Source organism: Acinetobacter sp. YH01020 (genome assembly GCF_013420275.1).
Lineage (GTDB): Bacteria > Pseudomonadota > Gammaproteobacteria > Pseudomonadales > Moraxellaceae > Acinetobacter > Acinetobacter amyesii.
This window is the reverse complement of the sequence record NZ_VOYN01000031.1, coordinates 1-24,612: the sequence shown is the minus strand read 5'-3', so window position 1 is coordinate 24,612 and position 24,612 is coordinate 1. Positions and strand designations below refer to the sequence as shown.

At 40.8% G+C, this 24,612-nt stretch carries 26 protein-coding genes, 3 tRNA genes and 1 pseudogene; 14 read left to right on the top strand and 16 right to left on the bottom strand.

Translation table 11 applies throughout. The features are described from left to right. Positions 1-4: 4 nt before the first annotated feature. The 3 genes from FTT85_RS12055 to FTT85_RS12045 all read right to left on the bottom strand — a co-directional run bounded on the left by FTT85_RS12055 (position 5) and on the right by FTT85_RS12045 (position 3,940). Positions 5-1,060, bottom strand: a complete 1,056-nt coding sequence (locus FTT85_RS12055; RefSeq protein WP_180022184.1) for an ABC transporter substrate-binding protein — start codon at positions 1,058-1,060, stop codon at positions 5-7. Positions 1,061-1,093: 33 nt separating this feature from the next. Next, on the bottom strand, positions 1,094-2,575 hold the full coding sequence (locus FTT85_RS12050; protein WP_180183625.1) for a carbohydrate porin: 1,482 nt from the start codon (positions 2,573-2,575) through the stop codon (positions 1,094-1,096). Between the two features lie 534 nt (positions 2,576-3,109). Next, positions 3,110-3,940, bottom strand: coding sequence for an SDR family oxidoreductase (locus tag FTT85_RS12045; protein WP_078194047.1), 831 nt, complete (start codon positions 3,938-3,940; stop codon positions 3,110-3,112). A gap of 224 nt (positions 3,941-4,164) precedes the next feature. Between FTT85_RS12045 and FTT85_RS12040 the strand changes: the two genes are divergently transcribed. The 3 genes from FTT85_RS12040 to phoR all read left to right on the top strand — a co-directional run bounded on the left by FTT85_RS12040 (position 4,165) and on the right by phoR (position 7,170). Then, positions 4,165-4,848: a TetR/AcrR family transcriptional regulator gene (locus FTT85_RS12040; RefSeq protein WP_078191503.1), complete on the top strand. Its 684-nt coding sequence runs from the start codon at positions 4,165-4,167 to the stop codon at positions 4,846-4,848. 229 nt (positions 4,849-5,077) lie between these two features. Further along, complete coding sequence (gene phoB / locus FTT85_RS12035; protein WP_078194048.1) at positions 5,078-5,788, top strand: phosphate regulon transcriptional regulator PhoB; 711 nt, start codon at positions 5,078-5,080, stop codon at positions 5,786-5,788. 23 nt (positions 5,789-5,811) lie between these two features. Next, a complete protein-coding gene (gene phoR / locus FTT85_RS12030; protein ID WP_078191505.1) occupies positions 5,812-7,170 on the top strand; it encodes a phosphate regulon sensor histidine kinase PhoR in 1,359 nt (452 codons plus the stop codon). Here the strand turns inward: phoR and FTT85_RS12025 are convergent. The 3 genes from FTT85_RS12025 to FTT85_RS12015 all read right to left on the bottom strand — a co-directional run bounded on the left by FTT85_RS12025 (position 7,167) and on the right by FTT85_RS12015 (position 9,410). Further along, on the bottom strand, positions 7,167-7,844 hold the full coding sequence (locus tag FTT85_RS12025; RefSeq protein ID WP_180183624.1) for a glutathione S-transferase family protein: 678 nt from the start codon (positions 7,842-7,844) through the stop codon (positions 7,167-7,169). The genes phoR and FTT85_RS12025 overlap by 4 nt on opposite strands. 151 nt (positions 7,845-7,995) lie before the next feature. Beyond that, complete coding sequence (locus FTT85_RS12020) at positions 7,996-8,394, bottom strand: OsmC family protein (protein ID WP_111885787.1); 399 nt, start codon at positions 8,392-8,394, stop codon at positions 7,996-7,998. Between the two features lie 68 nt (positions 8,395-8,462). Further along, positions 8,463-9,410, bottom strand: coding sequence for a pirin family protein (locus FTT85_RS12015; protein WP_180183623.1), 948 nt, complete (start codon positions 9,408-9,410; stop codon positions 8,463-8,465). A 393-nt stretch (positions 9,411-9,803) separates the two neighbouring features. On the opposite strand from FTT85_RS12015, the gene FTT85_RS12010 reads away from it, so the two are divergent. Next, entirely contained in the window at positions 9,804-10,979 is a 1,176-nt protein-coding gene (locus tag FTT85_RS12010; RefSeq protein ID WP_180183622.1) for a GGDEF domain-containing protein, read from the top strand. A 144-nt stretch (positions 10,980-11,123) separates the two neighbouring features. After that, positions 11,124-12,458, top strand: coding sequence for a GGDEF domain-containing protein (locus FTT85_RS12005; protein WP_228144790.1), 1,335 nt, complete (start codon positions 11,124-11,126; stop codon positions 12,456-12,458). 47 nt (positions 12,459-12,505) lie between these two features. On the opposite strand, the gene FTT85_RS12000 is transcribed toward FTT85_RS12005, so the two are convergent. The 3 genes from FTT85_RS12000 to FTT85_RS11990 all read right to left on the bottom strand — a co-directional run bounded on the left by FTT85_RS12000 (position 12,506) and on the right by FTT85_RS11990 (position 16,025). Then, positions 12,506-13,441 carry a restriction endonuclease gene (locus FTT85_RS12000; protein ID WP_180183621.1) on the bottom strand — a complete coding sequence of 312 codons (936 nt, stop codon included), beginning with the start codon at positions 13,439-13,441 and terminating at the stop codon, positions 12,506-12,508. A gap of 380 nt (positions 13,442-13,821) precedes the next feature. Further along, positions 13,822-15,390, bottom strand: coding sequence for a glutamine-hydrolyzing GMP synthase (gene guaA / locus FTT85_RS11995; protein ID WP_078194056.1), 1,569 nt, complete (start codon positions 15,388-15,390; stop codon positions 13,822-13,824). A gap of 212 nt (positions 15,391-15,602) precedes the next feature. Further along, the gene (locus FTT85_RS11990; RefSeq protein WP_078191513.1) at positions 15,603-16,025 is read right to left on the bottom strand and encodes a DoxX family protein; all 423 of its coding nucleotides are present in this window, start codon (positions 16,023-16,025) and stop codon (positions 15,603-15,605) included. 194 nt (positions 16,026-16,219) lie between these two features. On the opposite strand from FTT85_RS11990, the gene FTT85_RS11985 reads away from it, so the two are divergent. After that, complete coding sequence (locus tag FTT85_RS11985) at positions 16,220-16,846, top strand: DedA family protein (protein ID WP_078191514.1); 627 nt, start codon at positions 16,220-16,222, stop codon at positions 16,844-16,846. Positions 16,847-16,865: 19 nt separating this feature from the next. On the opposite strand, the gene FTT85_RS11980 is transcribed toward FTT85_RS11985, so the two are convergent. The 5 genes from FTT85_RS11980 to FTT85_RS11960 form a co-directional block, all read right to left on the bottom strand. Further along, entirely contained in the window at positions 16,866-17,459 is a 594-nt protein-coding gene (locus FTT85_RS11980; RefSeq protein WP_180035118.1) for a LysE family translocator, read from the bottom strand. Between the two features lie 307 nt (positions 17,460-17,766). Next, the gene (locus FTT85_RS11975; RefSeq protein WP_180003552.1) at positions 17,767-18,171 is read right to left on the bottom strand and encodes a hypothetical protein; all 405 of its coding nucleotides are present in this window, start codon (positions 18,169-18,171) and stop codon (positions 17,767-17,769) included. Positions 18,172-18,184: 13 nt separating this feature from the next. Continuing rightward, entirely contained in the window at positions 18,185-19,021 is an 837-nt protein-coding gene (locus tag FTT85_RS11970; RefSeq protein ID WP_180003554.1) for a ParA family protein, read from the bottom strand. Between the two features lie 63 nt (positions 19,022-19,084). Beyond that, positions 19,085-19,477, bottom strand: coding sequence for a SirB2 family protein (locus FTT85_RS11965; protein ID WP_180049492.1), 393 nt, complete (start codon positions 19,475-19,477; stop codon positions 19,085-19,087). 8 nt (positions 19,478-19,485) lie between these two features. Beyond that, a complete protein-coding gene (locus tag FTT85_RS11960; RefSeq protein ID WP_078191519.1) occupies positions 19,486-19,797 on the bottom strand; it encodes a BolA family transcriptional regulator in 312 nt (103 codons plus the stop codon). A 241-nt stretch (positions 19,798-20,038) separates the two neighbouring features. Between FTT85_RS11960 and FTT85_RS11955 the strand changes: the two genes are divergently transcribed. From FTT85_RS11955 to FTT85_RS11945, 3 genes are all read left to right on the top strand, one after another. After that, positions 20,039-20,111, top strand: a tRNA-Gly gene (locus FTT85_RS11955). 47 nt (positions 20,112-20,158) lie between these two features. After that, positions 20,159-20,234 (top strand) — tRNA-Gly (locus FTT85_RS11950). A gap of 47 nt (positions 20,235-20,281) precedes the next feature. Then, positions 20,282-20,357, top strand: a tRNA-Gly gene (locus FTT85_RS11945). A 486-nt stretch (positions 20,358-20,843) separates the two neighbouring features. Here FTT85_RS11945 and FTT85_RS11940 read toward each other — a convergent pair. Next, entirely contained in the window at positions 20,844-21,059 is a 216-nt protein-coding gene (locus FTT85_RS11940; protein ID WP_106985268.1) for a helix-turn-helix transcriptional regulator, read from the bottom strand. Positions 21,060-21,170: 111 nt separating this feature from the next. Between FTT85_RS11940 and FTT85_RS11935 the strand changes: the two genes are divergently transcribed. From FTT85_RS11935 to FTT85_RS11915, 5 genes are all read left to right on the top strand, one after another. Beyond that, positions 21,171-21,380, top strand: a complete 210-nt coding sequence (locus FTT85_RS11935; RefSeq protein WP_000122748.1) for a hypothetical protein — start codon at positions 21,171-21,173, stop codon at positions 21,378-21,380. Between the two features lie 19 nt (positions 21,381-21,399). Beyond that, a complete protein-coding gene (locus FTT85_RS11930) occupies positions 21,400-22,581 on the top strand; it encodes a site-specific integrase (RefSeq protein WP_180183620.1) in 1,182 nt (393 codons plus the stop codon). Next, positions 22,574-22,822 (top strand): hypothetical protein, encoded by a 249-nt coding sequence (locus tag FTT85_RS11925; RefSeq protein WP_130130609.1) that lies wholly within the window; start codon positions 22,574-22,576, stop codon positions 22,820-22,822. The genes FTT85_RS11930 and FTT85_RS11925 overlap by 8 nt, the downstream gene beginning before the upstream one ends. A 69-nt stretch (positions 22,823-22,891) precedes the next feature. Further along, entirely contained in the window at positions 22,892-23,446 is a 555-nt protein-coding gene (locus FTT85_RS11920; protein WP_180183619.1) for a DUF1376 domain-containing protein, read from the top strand. Between the two features lie 10 nt (positions 23,447-23,456). Further along, on the top strand, positions 23,457-24,203 hold the full coding sequence (locus FTT85_RS11915) for an ATP-binding protein (protein ID WP_180073550.1): 747 nt from the start codon (positions 23,457-23,459) through the stop codon (positions 24,201-24,203). A 301-nt stretch (positions 24,204-24,504) separates the two neighbouring features. On the opposite strand, the pseudogene FTT85_RS11910 reads toward FTT85_RS11915, so the two are convergent. Next, positions 24,505-24,612: pseudogene (locus FTT85_RS11910) on the bottom strand (IS5/IS1182 family transposase); the annotation flags it as partial.

The following is a 24,612-nucleotide window of genomic DNA, read 5'->3' as shown; positions in this document are numbered from 1 at the left end:
TGACTTACTTCGGTTGACCTTGAGCATTAAATTGGCGCCAGTAACCCTCTAACTTCAGCTCTTTCAAGGCATTATTTAGATACTTCGGTTCATACCACGTTTTGGTATCCACATCACGACGGATTAAGCGTGCGTCTTTGGCAATTTTTAAAGCACTATCAATTTGTGAACGATGAAACTCGTCTAGTAGCGGTGTAGTGCGGTCTTTTAAATTCCAACCATCCCATGTTTTTTGATAATCCACCAATGGAATGCCACTTTGAGCCCAGAGTTTATATTGCGCACTACGGTTGGCTTCTTGAGAACTCCACTGCGCTTGTTTAATCAGTGTCGTCACGACACGTTGCACCACCTCTGGATATTGTTTTTCAAAACTTTCTGTCACCCAAAAGTGCGCAATCGGTGCAACTTTCGGATCTTTAATTTCTAGTAATGTTTTCGCCACACCACGCGCTTGCAAACTAAACGGTGAAGTAATCGTGGCATCAATATCACCTGTCGCTAACGCAGTACGCGCCGAATAGGCATCTTGCGAAATCACTCGTAAATCGCGCTCAGTTAAATTGTATTTTGCTAATACACGGTTAAAGACGATCTGACCATTGGTGCCTTTAAAGACGGAGAATTTTTTGCCTTTGAGATCTGCAAAGGATTTGGCATTAGAGCCGGCAGGCACCACCACATAAGTTGGGCCAAAACGCCCTGTTGAAAACAACACTTTGGTTTTTAATCCCGTCGAACGTCCAACCAATGAGGGCAAATCGCCATGCAATGCAAAGTCAACTTTGCCATTGGCTAAAGCTTCGTTAGTTGCAGGTCCAGCCCCGGGGAAAAAGAGCCAATTCACCTTAATGCCATCTTTTTTAAATTCTTGTTCGAGCACACCTCGTAAATGTGCTGTAGCTACAAAACTACCGCCCACTTTGGGTTTACCCCCCTCACCCGCAGCTGATACAGAAATGCGAATTTCTTTGGGATTGGCAGCATGCAATTGAACGCTTAGACCAAGTGCTGAAAGTGCCAAGAATGTGGCTGCGATTTTTTTAGAGATAATTTTCATTTTAAATGTTCCTTAATGATTTAAATTTTTGAATTAAAAGGTGTACTGAACTTGAGCTTGCAGCTCATTGGTGTCTTTTTGATTTGCCGTTTCGACATCAAACAGGTAGTGATTCAGCTGTAATTGGAATTTTGTGGTTTGCGCAAAAAATAGGTTTAAACCCAAAGAGTGAATGTCATATTCACCAATACGACCGCTCGCGGTATCGAGATAGCTTGCGTTGTTTCTATTCGGGTTATAGCGGTCAAAACGGTAATAGCCTTGGACTGACTTCGGCCAGAAATCATCAAATTTGGCATTGGATTTAATACTGTTGTAGAACTGATCACCCAAGGTGTAAAAAGCGGTAAAAGTATGCCCTTCCGCTTTGGCTTCTTTGATGTCTTGGGCTACGGTGTCGACATAATCGGTCTTGCCTTGCACATATTCATAAGTCACACCAAATGGGGCGTGGTTATAATAAATATCGAAACCCAAACGATCACGTTTTGCAGCATCGTCAGTGATTCCGCCGGCTGAAATTTTCGATTCGCCTTTGATATAAGAGGCACCGAACTTCAACTCACGGAAAATGCTGGCGTAGTCCACTGGCAAGGTAAAAGCCACACGACCGATATAATCTTTGCCATTGTTGTCATCTGCCTTATTGCTGGCGTTCCCATTGGTTACCCCTAAGGCATACTCAAATAGCGGCGCACGGTAGTTCGATGCAAAGTCGACAAAAGGTTTGGCATCTCCACGGACGATAAAGCCATTTTGACGGTTAAACAGTCCTAGAAAGGTCGAAGCTGCAGCGGTATTAATGGTCGGACGCAAATCTTCAGGAGACTGCACATCTAGACCAAAGGGCAATAACTGCTGACCGAGCGTAAAGTTGAGTTTGGCAGTTTCAGGGCCCGCATTGGTGGCAAAAGCGTTATAGCGAACAAAGGCATCTAGTAAGTTAAAGTTACTGTTATTGGTGCCATCATTGCGTTTGCCATAACCAAAGGACAATTGATAGTCGAGGTTTTTGCCTTCGTTATAATCACGGAATAAATTCCCGCGTACACCGATCAGCGCAGTCCCAATATCAAATGTCGATTTGGTTGAACCCAACACACCCGTTTCATCGAGCGCACTGGCACGTAGTTGAACTGTGCCATACAGGGTTGTATCACGAGTCGATTTGGTGGTTTGACGTTCATATTGACGTGACTGATCGTACTTATAGTTTTCAATATCTGCACGTAAGCCGTCGATATCTTCGGATGTTGCTGCGGTCACTTCTGAAACCTGCGTTTCACCTTCAACATCAGCGGCGTTGCTCGGATCTTCTGTCGTCAACGCGGCCGTTTCTACGACTTTACTTTTGGTCGTACCAGATTCCACTGCATTTAAGCGTTTTTGCAAACTCTCAATTTGTTGTTTTAAGCTGCTCAGTTCTTGCTGAAGTGCTTCATCCGATGCAAAACTCAGCGGACTGGTTGCGGATAAAATCAGTCCGACCGCAACGGTTAATGTGGTTTTTTTCATGATTTGGTTTCACTAACATTTTTCCCAAAGCGCAAAATCCCCCAACCCCATGCAAGGTGCATGAAGTGAATGTACTGCGTGGGTTTTTAAAAATTAATCTGAGTGGTCGTAGGTTTTATTCAACTTATGCACGACCGAAACTCGAAGACAGCTTTTAGAATTTAAGCGCGCATCATCGCGAGTGTCATAGCACAACAACATGCCTGTTGCAGGACACGAAAAACAGAAAGATATCGATGCGTAAAAGTACTCATAAATGTTCCATACAGTGGTGAGTTTTGTTCACTCTAATATGGCAACAACTGTGCCAACATTTTAAGTATTTATTTTTTAAAGTTTTATTATTCAAACCCGATAGATTCTGTTGGTTTTGACGCCAAAAAACTGTTGGTTATTCAACAGTTGCTTATTTCAAATCATCAGATATCTCCATTTTTATATCTCATTTTATGAAATAAGCAATACGCCTTGGGCTTTCCTTTGGGCATAAAAAAAACCCACTGACGTGGGCTTTCAATCGATTTTAATTACCGCTTATTGACCAAATTTAGTCGCCATGGCAGTTAATTTTTGATAACCCGTCGGAAGCAAACGTTGAATTAAATCAATCGCTTTTGCATCATTACCAATCAATAAACGACGCTTATCTTTTTGTACTGCTTCAATGATTTGACGAGCCGCTTCTTCAGGTGGACAGCGCAAGAATTTATTAAAGGACTGTGCCGATTTTTGCGGGTTCATGCCTAAACTTTTCAGGCTATCATTCATTTTTGCGGCATTGGCAATATTGGTACGAATCCCGCCCGGATGTACACATAGCGCACTCACGCCACAGTTTTCAATATCCAATTCTTGGCGTAAAGATTCGGTAAAGCCACGTACTGCAAATTTAGTGGCATTATATGCCGACTGTGTTGGCTGTGCCGTTAAGCCAAACAAGCTGGAAATATTGATGATATGACCTTCACCACTTTGCTTAATATACGGTAAAAACTCCTTGGTGCCATAAACCACACCCCAGAAGTTAATATTAACAATCCACTCCAGCTCTTCGTAGCTTGCCCCTTCAACGGTCGTGCCCAATGCCACACCCGCATTGTTAAAAATCATATTCACCGAACCATGATCTTTAACGGTCTGTGCTGCCCATGCTTTCATTGCCGCAAGGTCTGACACATCGAGTTTTTGCGTCGTTACACGTACATTGCTGGCTTTAACCAATTCAACGGTTGCCGCTAGCCCCTGTTCATTCACATCGCTTAAAGACAGATGGCAGCCTTGTTTAGCCAAAAGCACAGCCAATTGCTGACCAATACCTGAACCTGCACCTGTAATGGCAGCCACTTTATTTTTGAAGTTTTTCATTGTGATTCCTTATTCCTTTATGCTGCCGCTTGGCTTTATCACAGCGTGATCTCATTTGCCAATGTGTGCAGTTCGTCGACTTAATATAGGTTTGACAATACATATTGTCAATGTCATCTTAGGACGTGCTAAGCTGTTGAAATCGCCAATGCTTAAACATAGGTTTAAACTGAAATTATTGCTAAAATAAGACAAAATTCTGCTTTAATTCAGCGTATATTTTCATGACAGATGCAACAAATCACACAGAACAACAACAGGCAAAAAATGTGAAGGAACGTCAATTTAAAGGGCTTTCTCTCAGTGAACGTAAGCAAGCGCGACGTGAAAAACTGATTGAAGCCGGTATAGAAGCCTATGGTACACATGGCTTTTTTTCCGTGACCGTGAAAGATATTTGTTTGGAAGCCAAGCTGACCGAACGCTATTTTTACGAATCATTTAAGAAAAGTGAGCAACTGTTCCAGACCATCTTTTTAAAATTAATCGATGAACTGCAACAAAATGTGATGCAAGCCATCATGCAAGCATCTACCGATTCTAAAAAAATGATTGAAGCGGGCTTAACCGCCCTACTGTTAACTTTAAAAAATAATCCCCGTATGGCGCGCATCATTTACATCGATGCTATGTTGGTACAAGAGCTACATAACCAAGCCACGATTCATGAAACCATGATGCGCTTTGACCGTATGATTCATGCCTTTGTCATGCTCATGATGCCGAATATTGATCGTTCAGAACGTGAAATTTCGATGGTCGCAACTGGTCTCAATGGTTATGTCACTCAAATCGCGATTCGTTGGGTCATGAGTGGTTATAAACAGCCGATTGATGAGGTTTTATCGTCATGTAGCGTGGTCTTTTTGGCCTTGTTGGATGCTTTTTCTGAAAAACCCAGTAAATAAATTTTGGCCTCAACACTGATCTTTACAATTTTTTGAATGATTTTTTTGTGACAACAGCATGATGCAAAGCCCATGTTGTTGAATATTTCAGGATTTAAATTGTCACAATTTCTTTCTAAACCCCAATGAAAGATCATTTTTGCAATGATACTGTCATAATTAATCTTTGTAATAAGCCTGTCATAAATATAAAACGGTCTACCGTTTACATAAAATAGGGTATTGCGCTGTGAAAGATGACTATATTTTAATCGTCGACGACGAACTCCCGATTCGGGAAATGATCCATACTTCACTGGATATGGCTGGTTTTCAATGTCAGCAAGCTGAAGATGCCAAACAAGCGCACCAAATGATTGTGGATCAGCGTCCTGCACTGATTTTATTAGATTGGATGATGCCTGGCGGCGTGAGTGGTGTAGACCTATGTCGTCGTTTAAAACGCGATGAAAATTTGTCAGAGATTCCAGTCATCATGCTCACTGCACGCGGTGAAGAAGACCATAAAGTCCAAGGTCTAGACGCGGGCGCAGATGACTACATGACCAAACCATTTTCCACCCGTGAGTTGGTGTCACGCATTAAAGCGGTGCTACGTCGCTCAAATGCATTGGGGGGTGAAAAAACCATTGATGCCAATGGCTTAATCCTCGATCCAGTCAGCCAACGTGTCAGCTTTGGCAACACCATTTTAGATATGGGACCAACTGAATATCGTCTATTGGCCTTTTTCATGACTCATCCTGAACGTGCCTATACCCGTGCTCAATTATTAGATCAGGTTTGGGGTGGAAACGTGTATATTGAGGACCGTACCATTGACGTTCATATTCGTCGTTTGCGTAAAGTTCTTGAACCTTTCCAAGCCGATCGTTATGTGCAAACTGTTCGTGGTACAGGTTACCGTTTCTCTACCCGTGCAGACGCTGTGATGGGTTAGTCATTTTAGGTCTTTAATTTTCTATGTACGAACCGTATCCCGTCCCTGAACTTGCCAGTGAACATAAAAAATTCCGTTACAGCAGTTTATGGACTTTTGCCAAGCAGGATTTGAGACTTCTGGCATTTTTCCTGCTCATTGCTGCACTCATCGGCTTTGGTATCGGGTACTTATGGATCTGCATCTTAATTGCCTTTGCAGTGTTCTTTGCATTGCAAATGCGTTCGCTGTACTTGGTCAACGAATGGATTTCAAACCGTCCCTATGATGTCCCGCCGAATTTAGACGGTATTTGGGGGGCTTTGCTCTTTAATGTATACCGTGCCCAGCGCCAAGAACGCATTGTACAAGCTGAAATGGTCGGCCTAATTGACCGCGCTCAATCTTCCTTAGTGGCACTTGCTGAAGCTGTGGTATTGATTGATGAATTACACCAAATCGAATGGTGGAACCCTGCCGCAGAAAAGCTTTTGGGGATTCAACAGCTCGATCAAGGGCGCAATATTTTAAGCATTTTAAGACAGCCCAGTTTTATCGAATACTTTACCAATATCGATTTAGCCCCCGATGGTTTGAAAATGAAATCATCAGTGCTCGAAGACCATTATGTGCAAGTCAAATTGACCCGTTTTGGTCGCGAAAGTCGTTTATTGGTGGCCTATGACGTCACACGTATGCATAACCTTGAGCAGATGCGTAAAGACTTTGTTGATAATATTTCACATGAGTTACGCACACCGCTCACGGTTTTAAGTGGTTATATCGAAACCTTTACCGATCAGGAAGATTTAAATCCACGCTGGAAACGCGCATTCGATCAAATGCAGTCTCAAACCCGCCGTATGAATGCTTTGGTTAATGACTTGTTATTATTATCTCGTCTGGAAAATGATAAAAAAGTTGCTAAAAATCAAATCATTGAAATGCCCAGCCTAATGAACCAACTGTATGACGATGCACATGCTTACAATGTGGATTATGGACATACACTGAATCTCGAGATTGATAGTCACTGTGACCTGATCGGATCAGATATGGAATTGGCGAGTGCCTTTAGTAACCTCATCACCAATGCAATTAAATACACCCCGAAAGGCGGTACTGTGACCATTGGTTGGCATGATGATGGTACGCATGGTTATTTTACCGTTGAAGATACGGGTATCGGGATTGACCCGAAACACTTACCCCGTTTAACGGAACGGTTTTACCGTGTGGACAGCGCACGTAGTCGCCAAACGGGAGGAACAGGTTTAGGTCTTGCCATCGTGAAACACGTTTTGATGCAACATCAGGCACACCTTGAAATTGAATCCAAAGAAAACCGTGGTTCGCTGTTTAAAGTCGTCTTCCCTAAAGAACGCTTGTATCATGTGAGCTAAGCAGAATCATCCTGCCGGTCTTGCTGTGCTTCCAACTGTTCTTCTTGTTGTTTGGCACGGCGATATGCAGGACGCTGTTGCATCCGTTGTAAGAAAGCCTGAATTTGTGGATATCGCCCTTGAGTTCTGGTCATGACGGCTTCTAATGGAAACGTCATCTGAATATCCGCAAAGCTAAACGGTCCCGCAAAATATTCATTTTCCGCTAAGTGATTTTCTAAAAACTCGATATGTTCTTTTAAACGCGGTCGTACAAAACCTTTTTTGACCCCATCACAAATGCGGCTAGCTACGGGTTTGATGACCCAAGGTACATGGCGTGGCACATTGCTCATGACCAACTGCATCACCAATAATGGCATCAGAGAACCTTCGGCATAATGCATCCAAAAGCGATATTGTTGTTTTGAATGTTCCGCCTTGGCTGCAAAAAAATCATGCCGATCATACTTCTCTTGTAAATACTCCAAGATCGCTGCAGATTCTACCAAGACCAGTCCATCATCCTGCAATATGGGCGACTTCCCTAAAGGATGGATGACTTTAAGCTCAGGGGGAGCAGACAAATTTGGCTGGCGCAGATAAAACTGAACCTGATAATCCAGTCCTAATTCCTGCATTGCCCATAAAATACGAAATGAACGAGATTTTTCTAGATGATGTAGCACCCGCATGGGTTCATCTCCTATATGAAGTCTAAAATTTTCTTATTTCTAGCAAGCCATTATTATTTTGAAGTACTTAAATCATAAAAAGTGTCAGATCACTGCTTAGGGCTATATCAAAACTAAATTTTGCACAGTACAGCAGCGACCTGCTTTTAAATTAAACTAGAGTGGTTTTAATGTCTACACTGCGCAATAAAGTTTTTGTCACTGGGGTTTTTTCACAAATGGACAAGATTTTTTGCTCTAATTCTGCATCCAAGGACGTTTGAAAATGCAGGCGTCGCTCAACCCATTCAGCTCCTTCACGGTTCGCACAAAAGTCTGCCTCGACACGAAACTCACCCAATTGGATTTGTTTATGTGCTGCATACATGCGCAAGGTAATCATTGTGCATGAGATTAAGGATGCGCACAGTAAATCATACGGTGCTAAACCCAAGTCCCCGCCGCCAAATGATTCGGGCTTATCAGTAATAAGTTGATGTTTTCCACTCTGAATTTCACCTGACCATGGTGCTTCTAAGGTGTTTACTGTTGCCGTTGCGACGATACCCATAATGACTCCCTCATGGTTATGCCGCACCATTTTCACCACAGGTACGGCTGTTCATTTTTATTTTTAAGTTAACGTGATGGACGCATTTTATCAGGGAAAGCCGGTGCTTCTAGTCGTGGACCATCATAGTCAGGAATAGAGCCAAAGCGTTCGTCCTGATTAATCCACTGCTCACGGGCAATATTCAATTTTTCTTGTGTGCGCCCCACAAAATTCCACCACAGCAGAATCGGTGATTCAAAAGGTTCACCCCCTAATAATAAAACACGGCCACCTGCGTGCAGATCAATTTTGACTTGGGTTAAGCCCGGCTCAAGTACCACCATATTGTCTTCATTGAGCTCGTGACCATTGACACTGGCAGTCCCTTCGAGGGCCATAAAGCCATATTCAAATTTTGGATTGAGCGGCAAGACGGTACTTTGACTTTCCGAACTACGCAGATCGACACCTAATAATTCACTATGTACTTTTACCGGCGATTTAGTCTGCAAAAATTCACCGACCAAGACCGTCAATTCAATCCCGTCTTGTGTCACCACTGGCAACTCTGGGTAATGGTCAAACTGGGGCGCCATATTGATTTTGTCATCTGGCAATGCAATCCAAAGCTGCGCAGCATGCATTTGCGTTTCAGATTCTGGAGCAACTTCAGTATGCGAAATACCATAACCTGCCGTCATGAGATTGACTTGTTTGGGCTGAATTAACTGATGTGTGCCCAAACTGTCGGTATGCATCATGGTGCCATCAATCATCCAGGTAAACGTTTGCAAACCAATATGTGGATGCGGCCCAACATCTAAGCCATCACCTTGCGGAAAATGCACTGGACCGGCATGGTCAAGGAAACACCATGCACCAATCATCCGTTTATGCCGACTCGGTAAAGCACGTTTAATCACTGTGCCTTGACCAATTTCAGCACGGCGCAGTGGAAATTCTTGAATGAACTGATTGACGTATTTTTCACAATCGTCGGAATGAGATATTTCTGTGTAATTGGTATTGGTCATATTCTTACCCTAAATTTGGCTAAGCCGATGCAAGGACTATCGGCTAGAGCTATGCATTTTTTTCCATTATATCTGCATTAACTCAATCTTCTTCAGCTGTCATTAATACGCTGAATCACAGAGATAGGACAATCGTTTTTTTGTTGCCTAATATGACATACAGCATAACAGTTATTGATGCTTATTTAGACAATACCCAATGCAAAATTACTTGTTCAAATCACGTGAAATGTTAATTTAAGCAACACAAATTAACACTCATTTTTGACCAAACAATACCAAATAATTCACAAATCATTGAAATAACGTGTTTAATTTTAAATAAAAATGATATGAATTATTTGAGTTACATAAATTTACATACAAACCATGCTCACCCGTCGGTAATTTTGCATGATCAATGAGTATAAGAAAGAATCACGTGCACTGATCCAAAATGCCTTGAAAGGAACCTTTATTCGCGTTCCTGCTCAATTTCGTCAAGAATTTTTCCACTACCATCGTCGTCAACTTTTTAAATTCTTTTTCCAAGTCAACATCGTGGCACAATTGGCCTATCTCTCTTATGCCATAGCGGATTGGTTTATGTTGCCCGATGTGGGCTTGCTCGCGATAGGCTTAAAAACGGCCTATACCTTACTGATGATGGGCATCACATGGGTCATTTATACATATAGCAAGAGCATTTTACTCTTTGACTTGATGCTTCCCCTATCGATCGTTGGCGCTTCTGCCCTGTGGTTTAGTCTACTCAATTTATCCAATAGCCCTGATGTGCCGATTTATTTATATGCATCCTTGGTTTTTATCGTGTTAGCCAATTTATGTGTGCAAATCCGCTTTAAAGCTGCTGTGCTCATTTCTCTGTGTATCAGTCTAATCTTGCTGATTGGGGTGTATTTCGCCGTTTCTGGCAATATCCATCAACTGCAACTGTTTATCTTGATCTATTCCCCTGTGTTGTTATTTAGTTTGTATATCAGTTGGAATTCAACGCAAAAATCCAGAATTGTTTTTTTACACAGTAAACTCGATCAGTTGAACCGTGAAGCGCTCAATATTATGGCGCATACCGATGTGCTGACTGGCTTAAACAATCGACGTCAATTTATTCAACTTGCCAATTATCATATTCATCATCAGTCCAAATCGTTACAGCCGCTTTCATTACTGATTTTTGATGTCGACAAATTTAAAAATATTAATGATCAGTTTGGGCACTATATTGGTGATCATGTTTTACAACAAATTGCCGAAACGTGCCGACATACTTTACGTAGCCAAGACATCATTGCCCGCTTCGGCGGTGAAGAGTTTATAATTCTTTTACCGCAGACACACCTGCGTCAGGCTCAAGACATTGCCGAACGTCTGCGACGGGCAATAGCCGATGATTATTTAGAACTTGATACACTACAAAAACTTAAATTTACCGTTTCAATTGGTGTTGCCGAATTTGGTCAAAAAAACCGAGATTTACAAAGTGTAATTCGCATGGCCGATCAGGCACTTTATCAAGCAAAATTTGCAGGACGCAATCAAATTTCAACTTATAAAACAGCAATTTAATAATATATTTTGTAACATTCATCAGACGATTTCTTATCATTCATTCGAAAAATCCCTAGTTTCAGGTAGATATTTTTGTGTGTTTTTTGTTCATAATTTGTCCTAAGCCATTTATGGAGAAGGGACATGTCTGTTGATGTACGAATGAGTTCTCGGACTAATTCGTCTGCTCAGGAAGTTCGTAAAAATCATAATCATACTTTGAAACTTTCTGAGTGTGATCTTGCCAATCGTGCCGAGATTGAACAAGCCATTGCAGATCCTTTTGCACGTATTCCTACGCAGTTTAGAAACTATTTTCTACAACATCAGTATGCCCATCAGTTACCTTATTTACGTCAAGTGAATTACATGGCGCAGATTACATTTCTTCTTTATTTCTTTGCTGACATTTTTATTATCCCTGACATGTTCTTTTGGTCAGGTCTTTCTCGAGTGGCCATGATTATTGCTGCCCTATTGGTCAGCTTTTATCTGTTTAAATACAAAAAAGATATTCGTGTGCTCGACATGATCTTACCGATTGGGACGGTCTGTAGCACCGCGATTTGGATTGGCTTATTACTGGCTTCAAATAGCCCAATGGTCTCGTCCTATATCTATGGTGCAGCGATCTTTATCTTGATTGCCAATGTCTGCGTACAAACACAATTTAAGCCAGCCTTGTATTGTTCAGGCCTCATTTCGCTATTGGTATATTTTGCGGTGAGTCAGCTTTTATCATGGCAAGAAGCACTGATTTTTGTGGTGGTGTCTATTCCTGTTTGGATGATCAGCCTGCATATGAGTTGGAACAATACACTCAATGCACGTCGTCATTTTTTACGTACCCTGCTTGATGACTGGAATATGCATACGCTGAAAAATCTAGCCCACACAGATGAGCTCACCCAGTTATATAACCGTCGTCAGTTTGTTCAGTTGGCTGAGCATCGCATCCATGAATGGCCAACGCCTGCAAGTACTTGCTTATTGATGTTTGATGTCGATCATTTTAAACATATTAATGATAATTACGGTCATGATGTTGGTGATCAGGTACTGCAATGTATCGCTGAAACCACCCGCAAAGAAATGCGCCAAAAAGATGTCTTGGCTCGCTTTGGTGGCGAAGAATTTATTGTGCTGCTGTCGGAAACGCAAATACAGGATGCAATGTTAATCGCAGAACGTATTCGTCTAACGCTTCAAAATCAATCATTGCTGAATGTCGCAAATCACCCGATCCAATTTACCGTTTCCATTGGTGTTTCACAGCTTAAATCACATAAGCAAAATTTAACTGAACTGATTAAGCAAGCGGATATTGCGCTGTATCAGGCAAAAGAAAATGGCCGTAACCGTGTAGAGCGCTATGATTCAAGCATGAAACCCGAACGTAAATCGACGAAGTCTTGGCAAAGCTTTACCCATAAAGCGAAGCCTAAAGCTGAACCGAATAATGAAAGCGATAGTAGTTGGTCAATTGTTTATAAATAGAATGTTGAGATATAAAAAAAGGACGCCGAGGCGTCATTTAAGTTTATTTAAAAACTATCTTCATCAAAACGGTCTTGATCTATTTTATAAATATGGAAACTTCTTTCAATTTGAATACCCAAGCCAAATTCAATCATGAGAGATGTAAGCTTGTCACCATCAATTAAAACAATGCCTGATTTCTTTGCTGACTCAATTGCTTCTTTACTAAAACAAGAAGTAGTAATAAATACGCCCTTTTTCGCCACTTGATCAGCCAAAGCTCCCTTAAACTGTTGAATGTCAGGGCGCCCCACCGTATTTTCCCAACGTTTAGCTTGAATATATATTTTATCTAAACCTAAACGATCTTCACTGATAATACCGTCAATGCCGCCATCACTGGTTTTACCTATTGCTTGGGCTGCGTCTTGATGTGAACCGCCATAACCCATTATTACCAACAAATCGACAACTAATTGCTCAAAGAATTTGGGTGAATTACTTTTAATTTTATTTAATAGCTCATCTTTAATTGTTTGATTAAGCTCCTTTGATGATTGTTCGATTATTTCTGCAGGCGTCAAATGTTCTGTTTGAATAGATGTAGCATGCTCTTCTCTTAGAACTAGATTTTGAATATTTTTATTATGGTTAGAACCAATTTTATAATCAGAAAACCCTTCAAACTGCATCAAATACTGATTAGTTATATTGGATAAGCTGGACAAATCAATAGACCAACCTAACGTACTTAATTCGCAAAGACCACGTGATGGTTGTTGTATCAAACCTGCTTTAACCAAATATGTTTTCGCCCAGCCAACACGATCATAAAATACTGTTTTTGTACCACTAGATAGCCTTAAATTTAAATCAGCTTCAGATAACCCAGATCTTTCAGCTAAAATTTTTGTGGCAGAACTTAATTTTATTGCCTCTTTTTGTTCTGCTAAAAGTTTCATTAATGGAAGCATCAACTGATCGTATGTAGGCAATGACATTTAACTTGCTCTTTTTAAAATAGTATTTTTCATAATTATAAACAAAAAAAAGGACGCTGAAGCGTCCTTTTTTTATTGGATATATCTTAAATGAGATACTGCCACAGGCATCTTGCACAAGATTTAAAGCAGTGCTTTAAATCTTGTTCATGGCGTAAAACTGGCACGAAGCAGTACTTCGTGAAACTCCAGTCTGGCGCAGGCATAGCCTTTGCCGTAATTTAGGCAAGAAACGTTGTTTCTTGAAATCCCTCACTGCCGCGAGCGTAGCTCTTGGCGTAAAACTGGCACGAAGCAGTGCTTCGTGAAACCCCAGTCTGGCGCAGGCATAGCCTTTGCCGTAATTTAGGCAAGAAACGTTGTTTCTTGAAATCCCTAAATTACTCCCATTCAATCGTAGCAGGTGGTTTAGACGATACGTCATAAACAACACGAGAAACTTCAGCAATCTCGTTCATGATACGTGTAGAAATCTTGTCTACAAGATCATAAGGAAGGTGTGCAAAACGTGCAGTCATAAAGTCCACAGTTTCTACAGCACGAAGCGCGATTACCCATGCATAACGACGGCCATCACCCACCACACCAACAGATTTCACAGGTTGGAATACAGCAAATGCTTGTGCAGTTTTATCATACCAACCGCTTGCACGAAGTTCTTGCATGAAGATGTCATCTGCTAGACGAAGGATGTCAGCATATTCTTTTTTCACTTCACCAAGGATACGCACACCTAGACCTGGGCCTGGGAATGGATGACGGTAAAGCATTTCAAATGGAAGACCAAGAGTTGTACCTAAACGGCGTACTTCGTCTTTGAACAAATCACGGATTGGCTCAACCAATTCGAATGCTAAATCTTCAGGTAAACCACCCACGTTGTGATGTGATTTAATCACGTGTGCTTTACCTTGTTTGCTTGCCGCAGATTCAATTACGTCTGGGTAAATAGTACCTTGAGCAAGGAAGTTCACACCGTCAAGCTTACGTGCTTCTTCAGCAAAAACTTCAATGAATTCACGACCGATGATTTTACGTTTTTTCTCTGGATCAACTTCACCAGCAAGTGCTGTTAAAAAGCGATTTTCAGCGTCGGCACGAATCACGCGGATACCCATGTTTTTCGCAAACATGTCCATCACTTGCTCGCCTTCGTTCAAACGAAGTAGACCGTTATCTACGAATACACAAGTCAATTGGTCGCCAATCGCACGGTGTAAAAGTGCAGCTACAACAGATGAATCGACGCCGCCTGAAAGACCCAATAGAACTTTTTGATCACCAATTTGCTCACGAAGTTGTTCTACGCGAAGATCGATGATGTTTTCTGAGTTCCACAAGTTACGGCAACCACATACGCCATGTACGAAGTTAGACAATAACTCAGCACCTTTCGCAGTATGAGTTACTTCTGGGTGGAATTGGATACCGTAGAAACGACGTTTTTCATCAGAAACCATCGCCACTGGGCAGCTTGGTGTGCTTGCAGTGATTTGGAAACCTTCAGGAATTTGAGTCACTTTATCGCCATGACTCATCCATACTTTTAATTGGTCTTTGGTATCTTCAAGATCACCAATTAAAGCATCACGGACTTTAATATCAACTTCTGCATAACCGAATTCATGTACAGTACCTGGCTCAACTTTACCGCCAAGCTGTTCTGACATGGTTTGTAGACCATAGCAAATACCTAAAACAGGTACACCAAGTTCAAATACAACTTGTGGTGCGCGCGGACTACCTTCTTCATGAACACTTTCTGGACCACCTGAAAGAATGATCCCGTTTGGGTTAAATGCACGAATGTCTTCTTCAGACATATCAAATGCGTACATTTCTGAATAAACACCAGCTTCACGTACACGACGTGCAATAAGCTGACTATATTGAGAACCGAAATCCAAAATCAGGATACGGTCTTCAGTAATTTGGGTATTGGTAGTCATGGCAAACAACTATGCAGGCAACGAATATAAGCGCCGTATTCTAACATTTTTCTTGGACTTTCGCACACTATTCGGACAGGGGCAAAAACCCCAAGCTAAACGGTGTTTTTTACAACACATTTCAGGACTTTACCCATCCGCTTTCAATCAGCGGTAGACTTGAAAAAAGCGGCAGAACGCCGCTTTGATGGATGCTAGGACTCATGATCATTTTATTTTGATTTTTCAATCCAATGATCAAAACTGAATTTACCTGCACCATGTAACATGAGAAATAATAAGCCGCCAGACATCGCCAAATTTTTCATAAAGTTAATACCATCTTCTGCACCGCCATGGAATAAAAATGCAGTGATTAAACTAAATACGGTTAGACCTAGCGCTGCAAAACGCGCTTGAAAACCAAACAATAAAGCTAAGCCACCACCCAACTCGACTAAAATGGTGATTGGAAGTAGCCCTGCCGGTACACCCATTGACTCCATATAACCTGCGGTTGCAGTGTAAGCGGTAATTTTGCCCCAACCTGCCACAATAAAAATATAAGCCATCAAAATACGTGCAACGAGACTGATTACCGCATTGATTTGCGGCTGTTGACTCAGATTTTTCACCACTAGATTTGGATTAAACATACTGAAACCTATTTTTAATACTGTTCAAAAGATGTGCTTAGATTAGGTCGTTTCTTATTCTCTTTAAATATGCTTTTATAATACTCATCATTCCATATATAGAACGATTTTACTGATAATTAATTACGTTTTAATACTGACTTTGCTGCCCCAGACTGATAGCATCAGACCACTATTTTACGCATATAAGCCCCATGGAACTGATTGATTTTATACTACATGTTGATGACCATTTACTCGAGTTCATTACCAATTATGGCGTATGGATTTATGCAATTCTGTTCCTGATTATTTTTGTTGAAACCGGTTTAGTGGTCATGCCCTTTTTACCGGGTGACAGTCTTCTGTTTGCAGCAGGCGCGCTCGCTGCGTCAACAGGTGCCATGGATCCATGGGTTTTGGTGATTTTGCTGTTTATCGCTGCGGTCTTGGGCGACACGCTGAATTACCATATTGGTAAATATATTGGCCCACGTGTCTTTGAAATTGAATCACGCTTCATTAACCGCCAACATTTGGTCAATACGCAAAAATTCTTTGAAAAACACGGTGGTAAAACCATTATTTTTGCCCGCTTTATTCCTTTTGCACGAACCTTCGCGCCTTTTGTCGCAGGTGCAGGCAGCATGAACTACAAGTACTTCCTGACTTTTAACATGATTGGTGCGATTTGTTGGGTCGGTTCATTTATCACTTTGGGCTATTTATTTGGCAATATGCCCATCGTGAAAGATAACTTCACCCATCTGATCTTTGGCATCATTATTATTAGTGTTTTACCGGGTGTAATTGGTTTTATTCGAGCAAAATTAAAGAAATAAACCGATGTGGTGAACACCTTTAAGCAAAAAAGCGCAAAACCACGGGAAACATACATAAAATCAGCATCAGGGCCGATCCTTTATACAGAAGATCGGCCTTAATTTTTTGGGTCTTACCGGCCAAAATCGTCCGTCCAAATGACATCCAAAACAACGCAACAGGCAACAAAACTACACTAAATACAGCGAAAACCAAAATAAAATTTAATGGGCTTGCCCAAGTTTCTATCGGGAAAATACCTGCAGCAAAAAGCAAGGCTTTCGGATTTTTTAATGAGGAAATGAATAATTCACGTGGTTGAATTGAAGGATGTTTTTGATTGTACTGGTGTAAATGCGTCGATTTCCACAAATGAAAAGCCAACCATAAAACATAGGCAATACTGAGAAAATGTAGTAAGTGAATTAAATTCGGCCACACTGGAGCGCTTAAATGAATAATCAACGCCCACAAATTTATGGCATAGAAATAGCCCAATAATTCTGCTGGAATCAGCATGCACGTCTTTGCAATACCTTGTTGATGTGCAGAGCTTGCCATTAGTGCATTGCTTGGTCCCGGCGTCATCATCACCGCAATCATTGCAAATACAAAAAGCCAACTCTCAATCATAAATATCCAGACAATGTTTCAAAGCGCACACCTTAGCCGAAATGAATTTAAAAAAACAAGTACGCGCTAGGTCAGTTTTATCCTTGTACAAGTCAAAGTGATCACGCTGAATATTCAAGATCAGAAGGAGGCATTAAAATTTACGAATAATATTTAATTTAATTTTTTCATAGATTTAAATATTTTATTTGCTCTAAATAGTGCAGTTTATTTGACTCAAAAAAAATGCCAGTAGACGCCTCGCCTACTGACAAATTTTATTACACTTTTCTCATAGCACAGGCCTAAGCCTCAGCTCATGATCCGCTTATGATTTTGCTGCGGTAGCCGAATTTACGCGAACGATAATCGGACAACCTTTAAATTTTGCTGCCTGTACAATCGCTTCTTGCTCACCTAGAACGCGTGAAAGTTCGGTACGTTTGGTATTTGAAGATTGTCCCATATTGACCGAAATACTCGGACCAATCCCCCAACCTCCACGGCTGCCCCAACCTCCACCGAGGCCAACACCGACACCAACGCCTGTGCGCTTCGGTGTTTCTACACCATTTTGAATATAGTCGTGGATTCGGTTGTATTCGCTTTGCAATTGTTGGCAACTCAAAGACTGATACTGTGTAGGTGAAACATAGCTTGGTTTTGGCGTACTTGCACATGCACCCAATACAACAGCAGTGAAAGCAACTAGACCACATTTAAGTGCATTCATACTTTTCTCGATACTACTTTTGCTCAATTTCATTGAACAATGATTGATAGGCTTGCGTCAATTTATGATCTGCAGCCAAATGGATTAAAGGTTGATTTTTATGATGAGATTCTTTCATCAGCACCGAAGGCGGTAACATGCTGTCCAATACAGGAAGTCCTTCATCTTTGAGTTGTTGTACAACTTCGCGCGGCAACTTCGCCTGTGCTTGAAATTGGTTGACCACAATGCCTTCAATTTCCAAATGATCATTATGATCATCCTGCGTTTCTAACACATTTTCGATCAGGGTCTGTAAGGCACGTTTTGAAAACACATCGCAGTCAAATGGAATCAGCACGCGATCTGCCGCAATCAACGCAGATAAGGTAAAAAAGTTAAAGGCCGGCGGTGTATCAATAAACACTCGATCATATTGACCGCTCATCTGCTGCAAAGCATCGCGGAGTTTGTAAATTTTATGCTTAGATTCTAAGGCATGTGCCAACGCGCCTAAATTTGGACTAGCAGGAATCACATCTAAGCGTGGATAAGGTGATGCATGCACATAGCTTTCCAAACCTTTGGCACGACCTTTCAAAATCGAACCGATGGCATTTCCCAACAAACCTTTACTTTGTTGTGTCCCCAAGACTTCTTCAAAATAATTTTCAATATTTGGCTCTAAGGCAGGTTTATCTGCTGAGTAGGTCGCATCATCCCCCAACAAATATTGACTTGAATTGGCTTGAGGGTCGAGGTCAATCACCAAAGTTTTTAAACCTTGGTGCGCGCTTATCGCAGCTAAATTGACCGTAATACTCGATTTCCCCACACCACCTTTTTGGTTAAATACCACACGCGTACGCATTCAAAACCCTCTAATCTTTGTTTTTTTACTCAAGCCTTGAAATCGGCCATGTGGATAAGCCATTTATCCAAAAACTGGTTTAATTATAACCAATGTAATGATGAAAATAAGTGCAACAGCTGCAATAAATAAGCCCGCACGGCGCTGAACCAATAAAACACTGTCATCTTTCTTATACGCTTTAGATAAAGAAGACAGCAGCGCCAAAAACAGTACAACTTTGGCATAGAACCATGGCTGCACATCAAAGTTCTTCATAAACAATAAGATAATTCCAGTCACGGCAATTAATGTCATTGAGCCATGTTGCAAAGCAACAAAAAACTTCCGCCCTGCCGGATTGGGTAAATTGCCCTGCGTCCCTTTAAACAGCGTAAAAGCACGAATGAAAATGGCAGCACAGCCTAAAGCCACGCCACACATATGAATGATTTTAATGATTAATTGCGTTTCCATGGCTCACCTTAAGATGACTTAGGTGCATGCGCACATTCAGGGCTAGTGGTGTCTTGACCTTTCCATTCTTCGGGTAAAAAAGCATGAATGGCCAAGGCATGAATTTGCCCCGGACTAAGTAAATCACCTGCTGCGGCATAGACTTTTTGATGACGTTGCACCAAACGTAAGCCTGCAAAAGCCTCACTCACAATCACCGCTTTAAAATGCGACTCTTTACCTGGGAAATAACCACCATGACCTGCGGACTCATTCACCACTTCAAGATGTGTAGGCGCTAATGTCTGTAGACGCTCAATTAATTGCTGTTCTAAACTCAAAACGGCTCTCCCAAATTCAAAAAAGGTTCAACTGGTCTTAGTATAGCCTGTATTTGTTCAAGTTCTTGTGTCGCAAAGTTGCTGAAACCGCCTGAATTGCATGATTTCATCAAAATGGAAGCCTTTGACCTGCAAAAATATTCCAATTTTCAAACAAATTGTTTTTATTTTATGCAAACGATGCACAGTTTTTCATAAAGTTATTGACCTGAAAAATCCTTAATGTATTATACGTGGCTATGCGGGAATAGCTCAGTTGGTAGAGCATAACCTTGCCAAGGTTGGGGTCGGGAGTTCGAGTCTCCTTTCCCGCTCAAAATTTTTTCATTCGGTTTTTTATTTAAAAAATTGGATAGACTCCGCGGGAATAGCTCAGTTGGTAGAGCATAACCTTGCCAAGGTTGGGGTCGGGAGTTCGAGTCTCCTTTCCCGCTCCAAATTTTTTTTCGATTCAGTTTTTTAGTAAAAAAACAGGATAGACTCCGCGGGAATAGCTCAGTTGGTAGAGCATAACCTTGCCAAGGTTGGGGTCGGGAGTTCGAGTCTCCTTTCCCGCTCCAAATTCAAAAAGCCCTCATCGAAAGATGGGGGCTTTTTTATTGTTGATTTAATTAATGTTTTTTAATCTAATTAGAATTATTTACTAAAGCCTACTTATAAGTTTTATTAGTCGTCCCTATCTTCGGTGACCAAGATGTGACCATTTTGTGCCACCACATTATAAATAACTTTAAATAACCTCAAATTTCACCAAATTATATGTACTTTATAACTCATCCAAAACCAAAAACTGGACCTAGAAAATAGAATTTTAGTTCAAGGTTTGAACTAATTTTCTTAAATTTGTGACCAATCAATTTTTTCATGTGACCATCGGTGACCAAAAAATTACAATAAAAAAGTGAGTTCTTTCACCATCGAAGTAATTATTCAAAAATATAATCGACCCCTTAATAAAAAATTTTAACGATCATCCTAATCATAGACTGAATTTGTGACCAACTGACATTTTGATGTGACCATCTGTGACCAAAATACAATATATATTATTGATTATTTTCATTTTGTTTAAAAATTAATAAATCACCAACTTCTACATTTAAAGCCACACAAATCTTATCAATTGTCTCAAAATCAATTCTGACTGATTCATCGTTATAGAGCTTATGCAATGTAGATTTATTTATTCCTGTACTTCTAACTAAATCAGCTACTTTTAACTTTCGCTCAGCTAGTAAAACTGCCAAGTTTGAAATAATCATAAAATCTCCTACTTAAATGGTAAAAAGTACTTGTAAAGTCATAAAAATATGATAAATTACGCCTAAGGAATAATTTTTCCTAGTTACCTAGTAAAAATCAGAGGCTTTATTATGTCATATACCTATCTTACAGCCCAACAACTGGCTGAAAAAATTCAGTACGACGCTCGTACTATTCGCAACCAACTGAAGGATAGTGTCTTTATTGAAGGTGTGCACTACATCCGTCCTTTCGGTGGTCGTAAAATTCTTTTTGTTTGGGAACGCATTGAAACTGAAATGCTTAAATTTACTGGTTTAAGCATGGATGCTTTGCAATAAGTTTCAGGAGGTCTAACTGATGGCTACCATCCGAGAACGAAGCGGCAAACTGATTGCCGATTTCCGCTACATGGGCATTCGTTGCAGAGAAACAACCAATCTTGAAGACAACGCCTATAATCGTCGCATTTTGAAAAAACGTCTCGAGCAGCTTGAAGCTGAAATTACTTTGGGAACTTTCGAATATGAAAAGTACTTCCCCAAAAGTAAACGTGTCGAGCAGTTTAAGGAAAAAAGAAGTCAGCAAATCGCTGTACAAACTAAAGTTCCTCTTTTTAAAGAGTTTACTGAATTATGGTTTAAACAAAAACAGATTGAGTGGAGAACATCTTATCAACATAAGGTTTCAATCATTATTAAAAATTATTTGATTCCTGCTTTTGGTAATCAGGTTCTCTCGAAAATCAAGAAGTCAGACTTGCTGAACTTCCGTGCTTCCCTCGCCAAAGTGACTCACGGAAAAGATCAGACAAGTCTGAAAGCATCGAGAATCAATCAAATCATGACGCCTTTACGTATGATACTCAATGATGCGGCTGAACGATACGAGTTTGAGTCGCCTTATAAAAATATTAACAATCTGAAGGAAAGCAAGATTGAAGTCACACCTTTTTCTCTGGAAGAGGTGCATAAAATTCTTACCACAGTGCGTGAAGACTTCCGCCCCTATTACACCATTCGCTTTTTTACGGGTATGCGTACCAGTGAAATCGATGGTCTGCAATGGAAAAATATCGACTTACAACGTCGTGAAATCCATATCAGAGAAGCGTTAGTGAATGGTGTGCTTGGTGGAACCAAAACTTATGGTTCTGACCGCACGATCCAGATGAATGACCGCGTTTACCAAGCCTTTCTCCAACAGAAAAGCTTAAATAATGGCAAATCAGAGTTTGTATTCTGCAATCGTGACGGTGGACCTCTCGATTACCGTCTGGTGAATAAACGTGTCTGGCATCCGATCTTGCGCTTTCTAGGATTGAAGCCTAGAAGAGCCTATCAAACACGTCATACCGCAGCAACACTCTGGCTGTCGGCGGGAGAGAATCCGGAATGGATCGCACGTCAATTGGGGCATTCAACGACTGAAATGCTATTCCGGGTCTATAGCCGTTACATCCCCAATGTTACGCGTCGCGATGGCAGTGCTTTTGAAGCCATGCTGGAAAAACTAAATACAGAGGAGCTTGCACATGAATAGTAAAGCTTTCTTTGGTGGTGTGGTCGTCAGTCCTGAAGCAGATATGGTCGCTCGTGAATTAATCCATGAGCTACACATTCCCAAACTGCACAATCTGGCATTTTTGCTGGAGATCAACAAATGCTTCGATGACCACCAAGCATTGAGACTCTGGTTACAGCGAATGCTGGATGAAGGGCAAGCCCATTACGACGACCTGGCCCAACAGGCCCGCATCCGGTTAATGAGCCTGGCTCCCTGATCAAATAAATATACAAGGTTATCTAATTGATGACCTTAGCCCCTCTATACCTATAAAAAAGGTGAACACATGCATAAAGATATTTCAATTTGGATGCCACTCTATATTGGCGACCTACAGGCAAAATTTGCACGAATGACAGCAGAACAAATTGGTGCGGCACTGCTGTTAATGATGGATTTCTGGAAAAATGGTGCCATTCCTCATGACCTAGCTACTGTATGTAGCATCACGAAATTACCGCAGCACACCAAGGCTAAAACTTTGTTAAATACGCTGATGGCCCTAGAATTGTTTGAAGTCGAGTCTGAGCAGATTCATTCAAATTTCTTAAGCAGTTTAAAAAGCCAAGCATTGCAAAATCAGCAAATGAAATCTGATAAAGCTAAAAATGCAGCTCAAGCACGTTGGGGGAAATCCGCTAGTAATGCTCAAGCATCAACCAAGCAACGAAAAGTAAATGCTCAAGCAGCTCCTGAGAAGAGCTCGAGTATTACTCAAGCCATGCTTGAATCATGCCCTTCATCTTCATCTTCATCTTCATCTTCATCTTCATCTTCATCTTCATCTTCAAATTTTGAAGAAAAAAATGAGAGTTTTTTAGAAAATTCAAAGTGGATTTAGGAGATTAGTCATGAATACCATGCTTAAAACACTCCAGTTTCGCGCAGAAACAACGGAAACACTTTGCGCTACCCATCATATACCCCTGATGGAAATTGCTGGTCACAGGCTCTGTAAATTGTGTGCCAAAGAAACTGTTCATCACTCACATGCAGCCTATGAGAATGAACTGCAACAGCGATTGCTACAACAGAAAATTAAAAATTCAGGGCTCAATAAACGCTACCTAGATCGTGGCTTCAAGAATTATGTAGTTGCATGCCCTGCACAAGACAATGCCATCAAACTATGTCAGGCCTTTGCACAGCAGATTATTTCTGACCACAACCCGAACATGTTGATGATTGGTACGCCGGGTACAGGTAAAACCCATCTGAGTGCATCAATTATTCGCAACATTCTGCATAACAGTACAAAATCTGCACGCTACTATACCAGTGCAGAAATTGCTCAAAAAATGATGGATACCTGGTCAGATGCTTCACGCTCTGAAAAGGAAGTTATCGAGCATTTTTCCAGTTTTGATTTATTAGTGATTGATGAATATGGCTTGCATGACCGGCATGAGAAACGTCTGGAAATGGTACATAAGGTTCTGTATAGCCGTTATGACAATATGAAATCTACCCTGCTGATTTCCAATTTCACAGTCCAAAATATGCAGCAGGATTTAGGTGTCCGATTATGGTCACGATTACATGAAAACAATTTGATTGTAGTACCGTGTTATTGGGATGATCGACGAATAAGCGGATAGCCAAACTCTTTGCTCAAGCCAATTATCTTCCGAGATAATTGGTTTTTTACATATAAAAATTTAATAATTTGATAAATCCAAGTAGAACCTAAATTAAATTAATTTGAAGGTCTAATAAAAAAATCAAAACTAGTACCATAATATATCTTTGTCAGAGCATAATCAGTTCATGTTAATTCTCAATAAGCTCAGGTATATACTGGTTAATTTGCATTAATTCTTTACTTACATCTGTTTTTGGTTTCAACAGGCTTTGTTGCACAAAGATTTGAAATACAAAGCCCCCCTAATTGAGCCAAATTTAAGGCGTAACTTGGGTAAGTGGTCGACCTAATTCCGTAAATCTGTTGAGGACTGCTACACGTGCATGAATTTCATTGACTTGGCTATCAAATTTTCTTGCACTGAG

Coding starts and splice junctions, on each gene's coding strand:
- FTT85_RS12045 (WP_078194047.1), bottom strand. CDS start 3,940: ATGAAAAACTTCAAAAATAAAGTGGCTGCCATTACAGGTGCAGGTTCA.
- FTT85_RS12015 (WP_180183623.1), bottom strand. CDS start 9,410: ATGACCAATACCAATTACACAGAAATATCTCATTCCGACGATTGTGAA.
- FTT85_RS12050 (WP_180183625.1), bottom strand. CDS start 2,575: ATGAAAAAAACCACATTAACCGTTGCGGTCGGACTGATTTTATCCGCA.
- FTT85_RS12010 (WP_180183622.1), top strand. CDS start 9,804: ATGATCAATGAGTATAAGAAAGAATCACGTGCACTGATCCAAAATGCC.
- FTT85_RS12005 (WP_228144790.1), top strand. CDS start 11,124: ATGAGTTCTCGGACTAATTCGTCTGCTCAGGAAGTTCGTAAAAATCAT.
- phoR (WP_078191505.1), top strand. CDS start 5,812: ATGTACGAACCGTATCCCGTCCCTGAACTTGCCAGTGAACATAAAAAA.
- FTT85_RS11965 (WP_180049492.1), bottom strand. CDS start 19,477: ATGGAAACGCAATTAATCATTAAAATCATTCATATGTGTGGCGTGGCT.
- FTT85_RS11930 (WP_180183620.1), top strand. CDS start 21,400: ATGGCTACCATCCGAGAACGAAGCGGCAAACTGATTGCCGATTTCCGC.
- FTT85_RS12040 (WP_078191503.1), top strand. CDS start 4,165: ATGACAGATGCAACAAATCACACAGAACAACAACAGGCAAAAAATGTG.
- FTT85_RS11940 (WP_106985268.1), bottom strand. CDS start 21,059: ATGATTATTTCAAACTTGGCAGTTTTACTAGCTGAGCGAAAGTTAAAA.
- FTT85_RS11990 (WP_078191513.1), bottom strand. CDS start 16,025: ATGTTTAATCCAAATCTAGTGGTGAAAAATCTGAGTCAACAGCCGCAA.
- FTT85_RS12020 (WP_111885787.1), bottom strand. CDS start 8,394: ATGGGTATCGTCGCAACGGCAACAGTAAACACCTTAGAAGCACCATGG.
- FTT85_RS11915 (WP_180073550.1), top strand. CDS start 23,457: ATGAATACCATGCTTAAAACACTCCAGTTTCGCGCAGAAACAACGGAA.
- FTT85_RS11920 (WP_180183619.1), top strand. CDS start 22,892: ATGCATAAAGATATTTCAATTTGGATGCCACTCTATATTGGCGACCTA.
- FTT85_RS11980 (WP_180035118.1), bottom strand. CDS start 17,459: ATGATTGAGAGTTGGCTTTTTGTATTTGCAATGATTGCGGTGATGATG.
- FTT85_RS11985 (WP_078191514.1), top strand. CDS start 16,220: ATGGAACTGATTGATTTTATACTACATGTTGATGACCATTTACTCGAG.
- FTT85_RS12025 (WP_180183624.1), bottom strand. CDS start 7,844: ATGCGGGTGCTACATCATCTAGAAAAATCTCGTTCATTTCGTATTTTA.
- guaA (WP_078194056.1), bottom strand. CDS start 15,390: ATGACTACCAATACCCAAATTACTGAAGACCGTATCCTGATTTTGGAT.
- FTT85_RS12055 (WP_180022184.1), bottom strand. CDS start 1,060: ATGAAAATTATCTCTAAAAAAATCGCAGCCACATTCTTGGCACTTTCA.
- FTT85_RS11975 (WP_180003552.1), bottom strand. CDS start 18,171: ATGAATGCACTTAAATGTGGTCTAGTTGCTTTCACTGCTGTTGTATTG.
- FTT85_RS12000 (WP_180183621.1), bottom strand. CDS start 13,441: ATGTCATTGCCTACATACGATCAGTTGATGCTTCCATTAATGAAACTT.
- FTT85_RS11925 (WP_130130609.1), top strand. CDS start 22,574: ATGAATAGTAAAGCTTTCTTTGGTGGTGTGGTCGTCAGTCCTGAAGCA.
- FTT85_RS11935 (WP_000122748.1), top strand. CDS start 21,171: ATGTCATATACCTATCTTACAGCCCAACAACTGGCTGAAAAAATTCAG.
- FTT85_RS11970 (WP_180003554.1), bottom strand. CDS start 19,021: ATGCGTACGCGTGTGGTATTTAACCAAAAAGGTGGTGTGGGGAAATCG.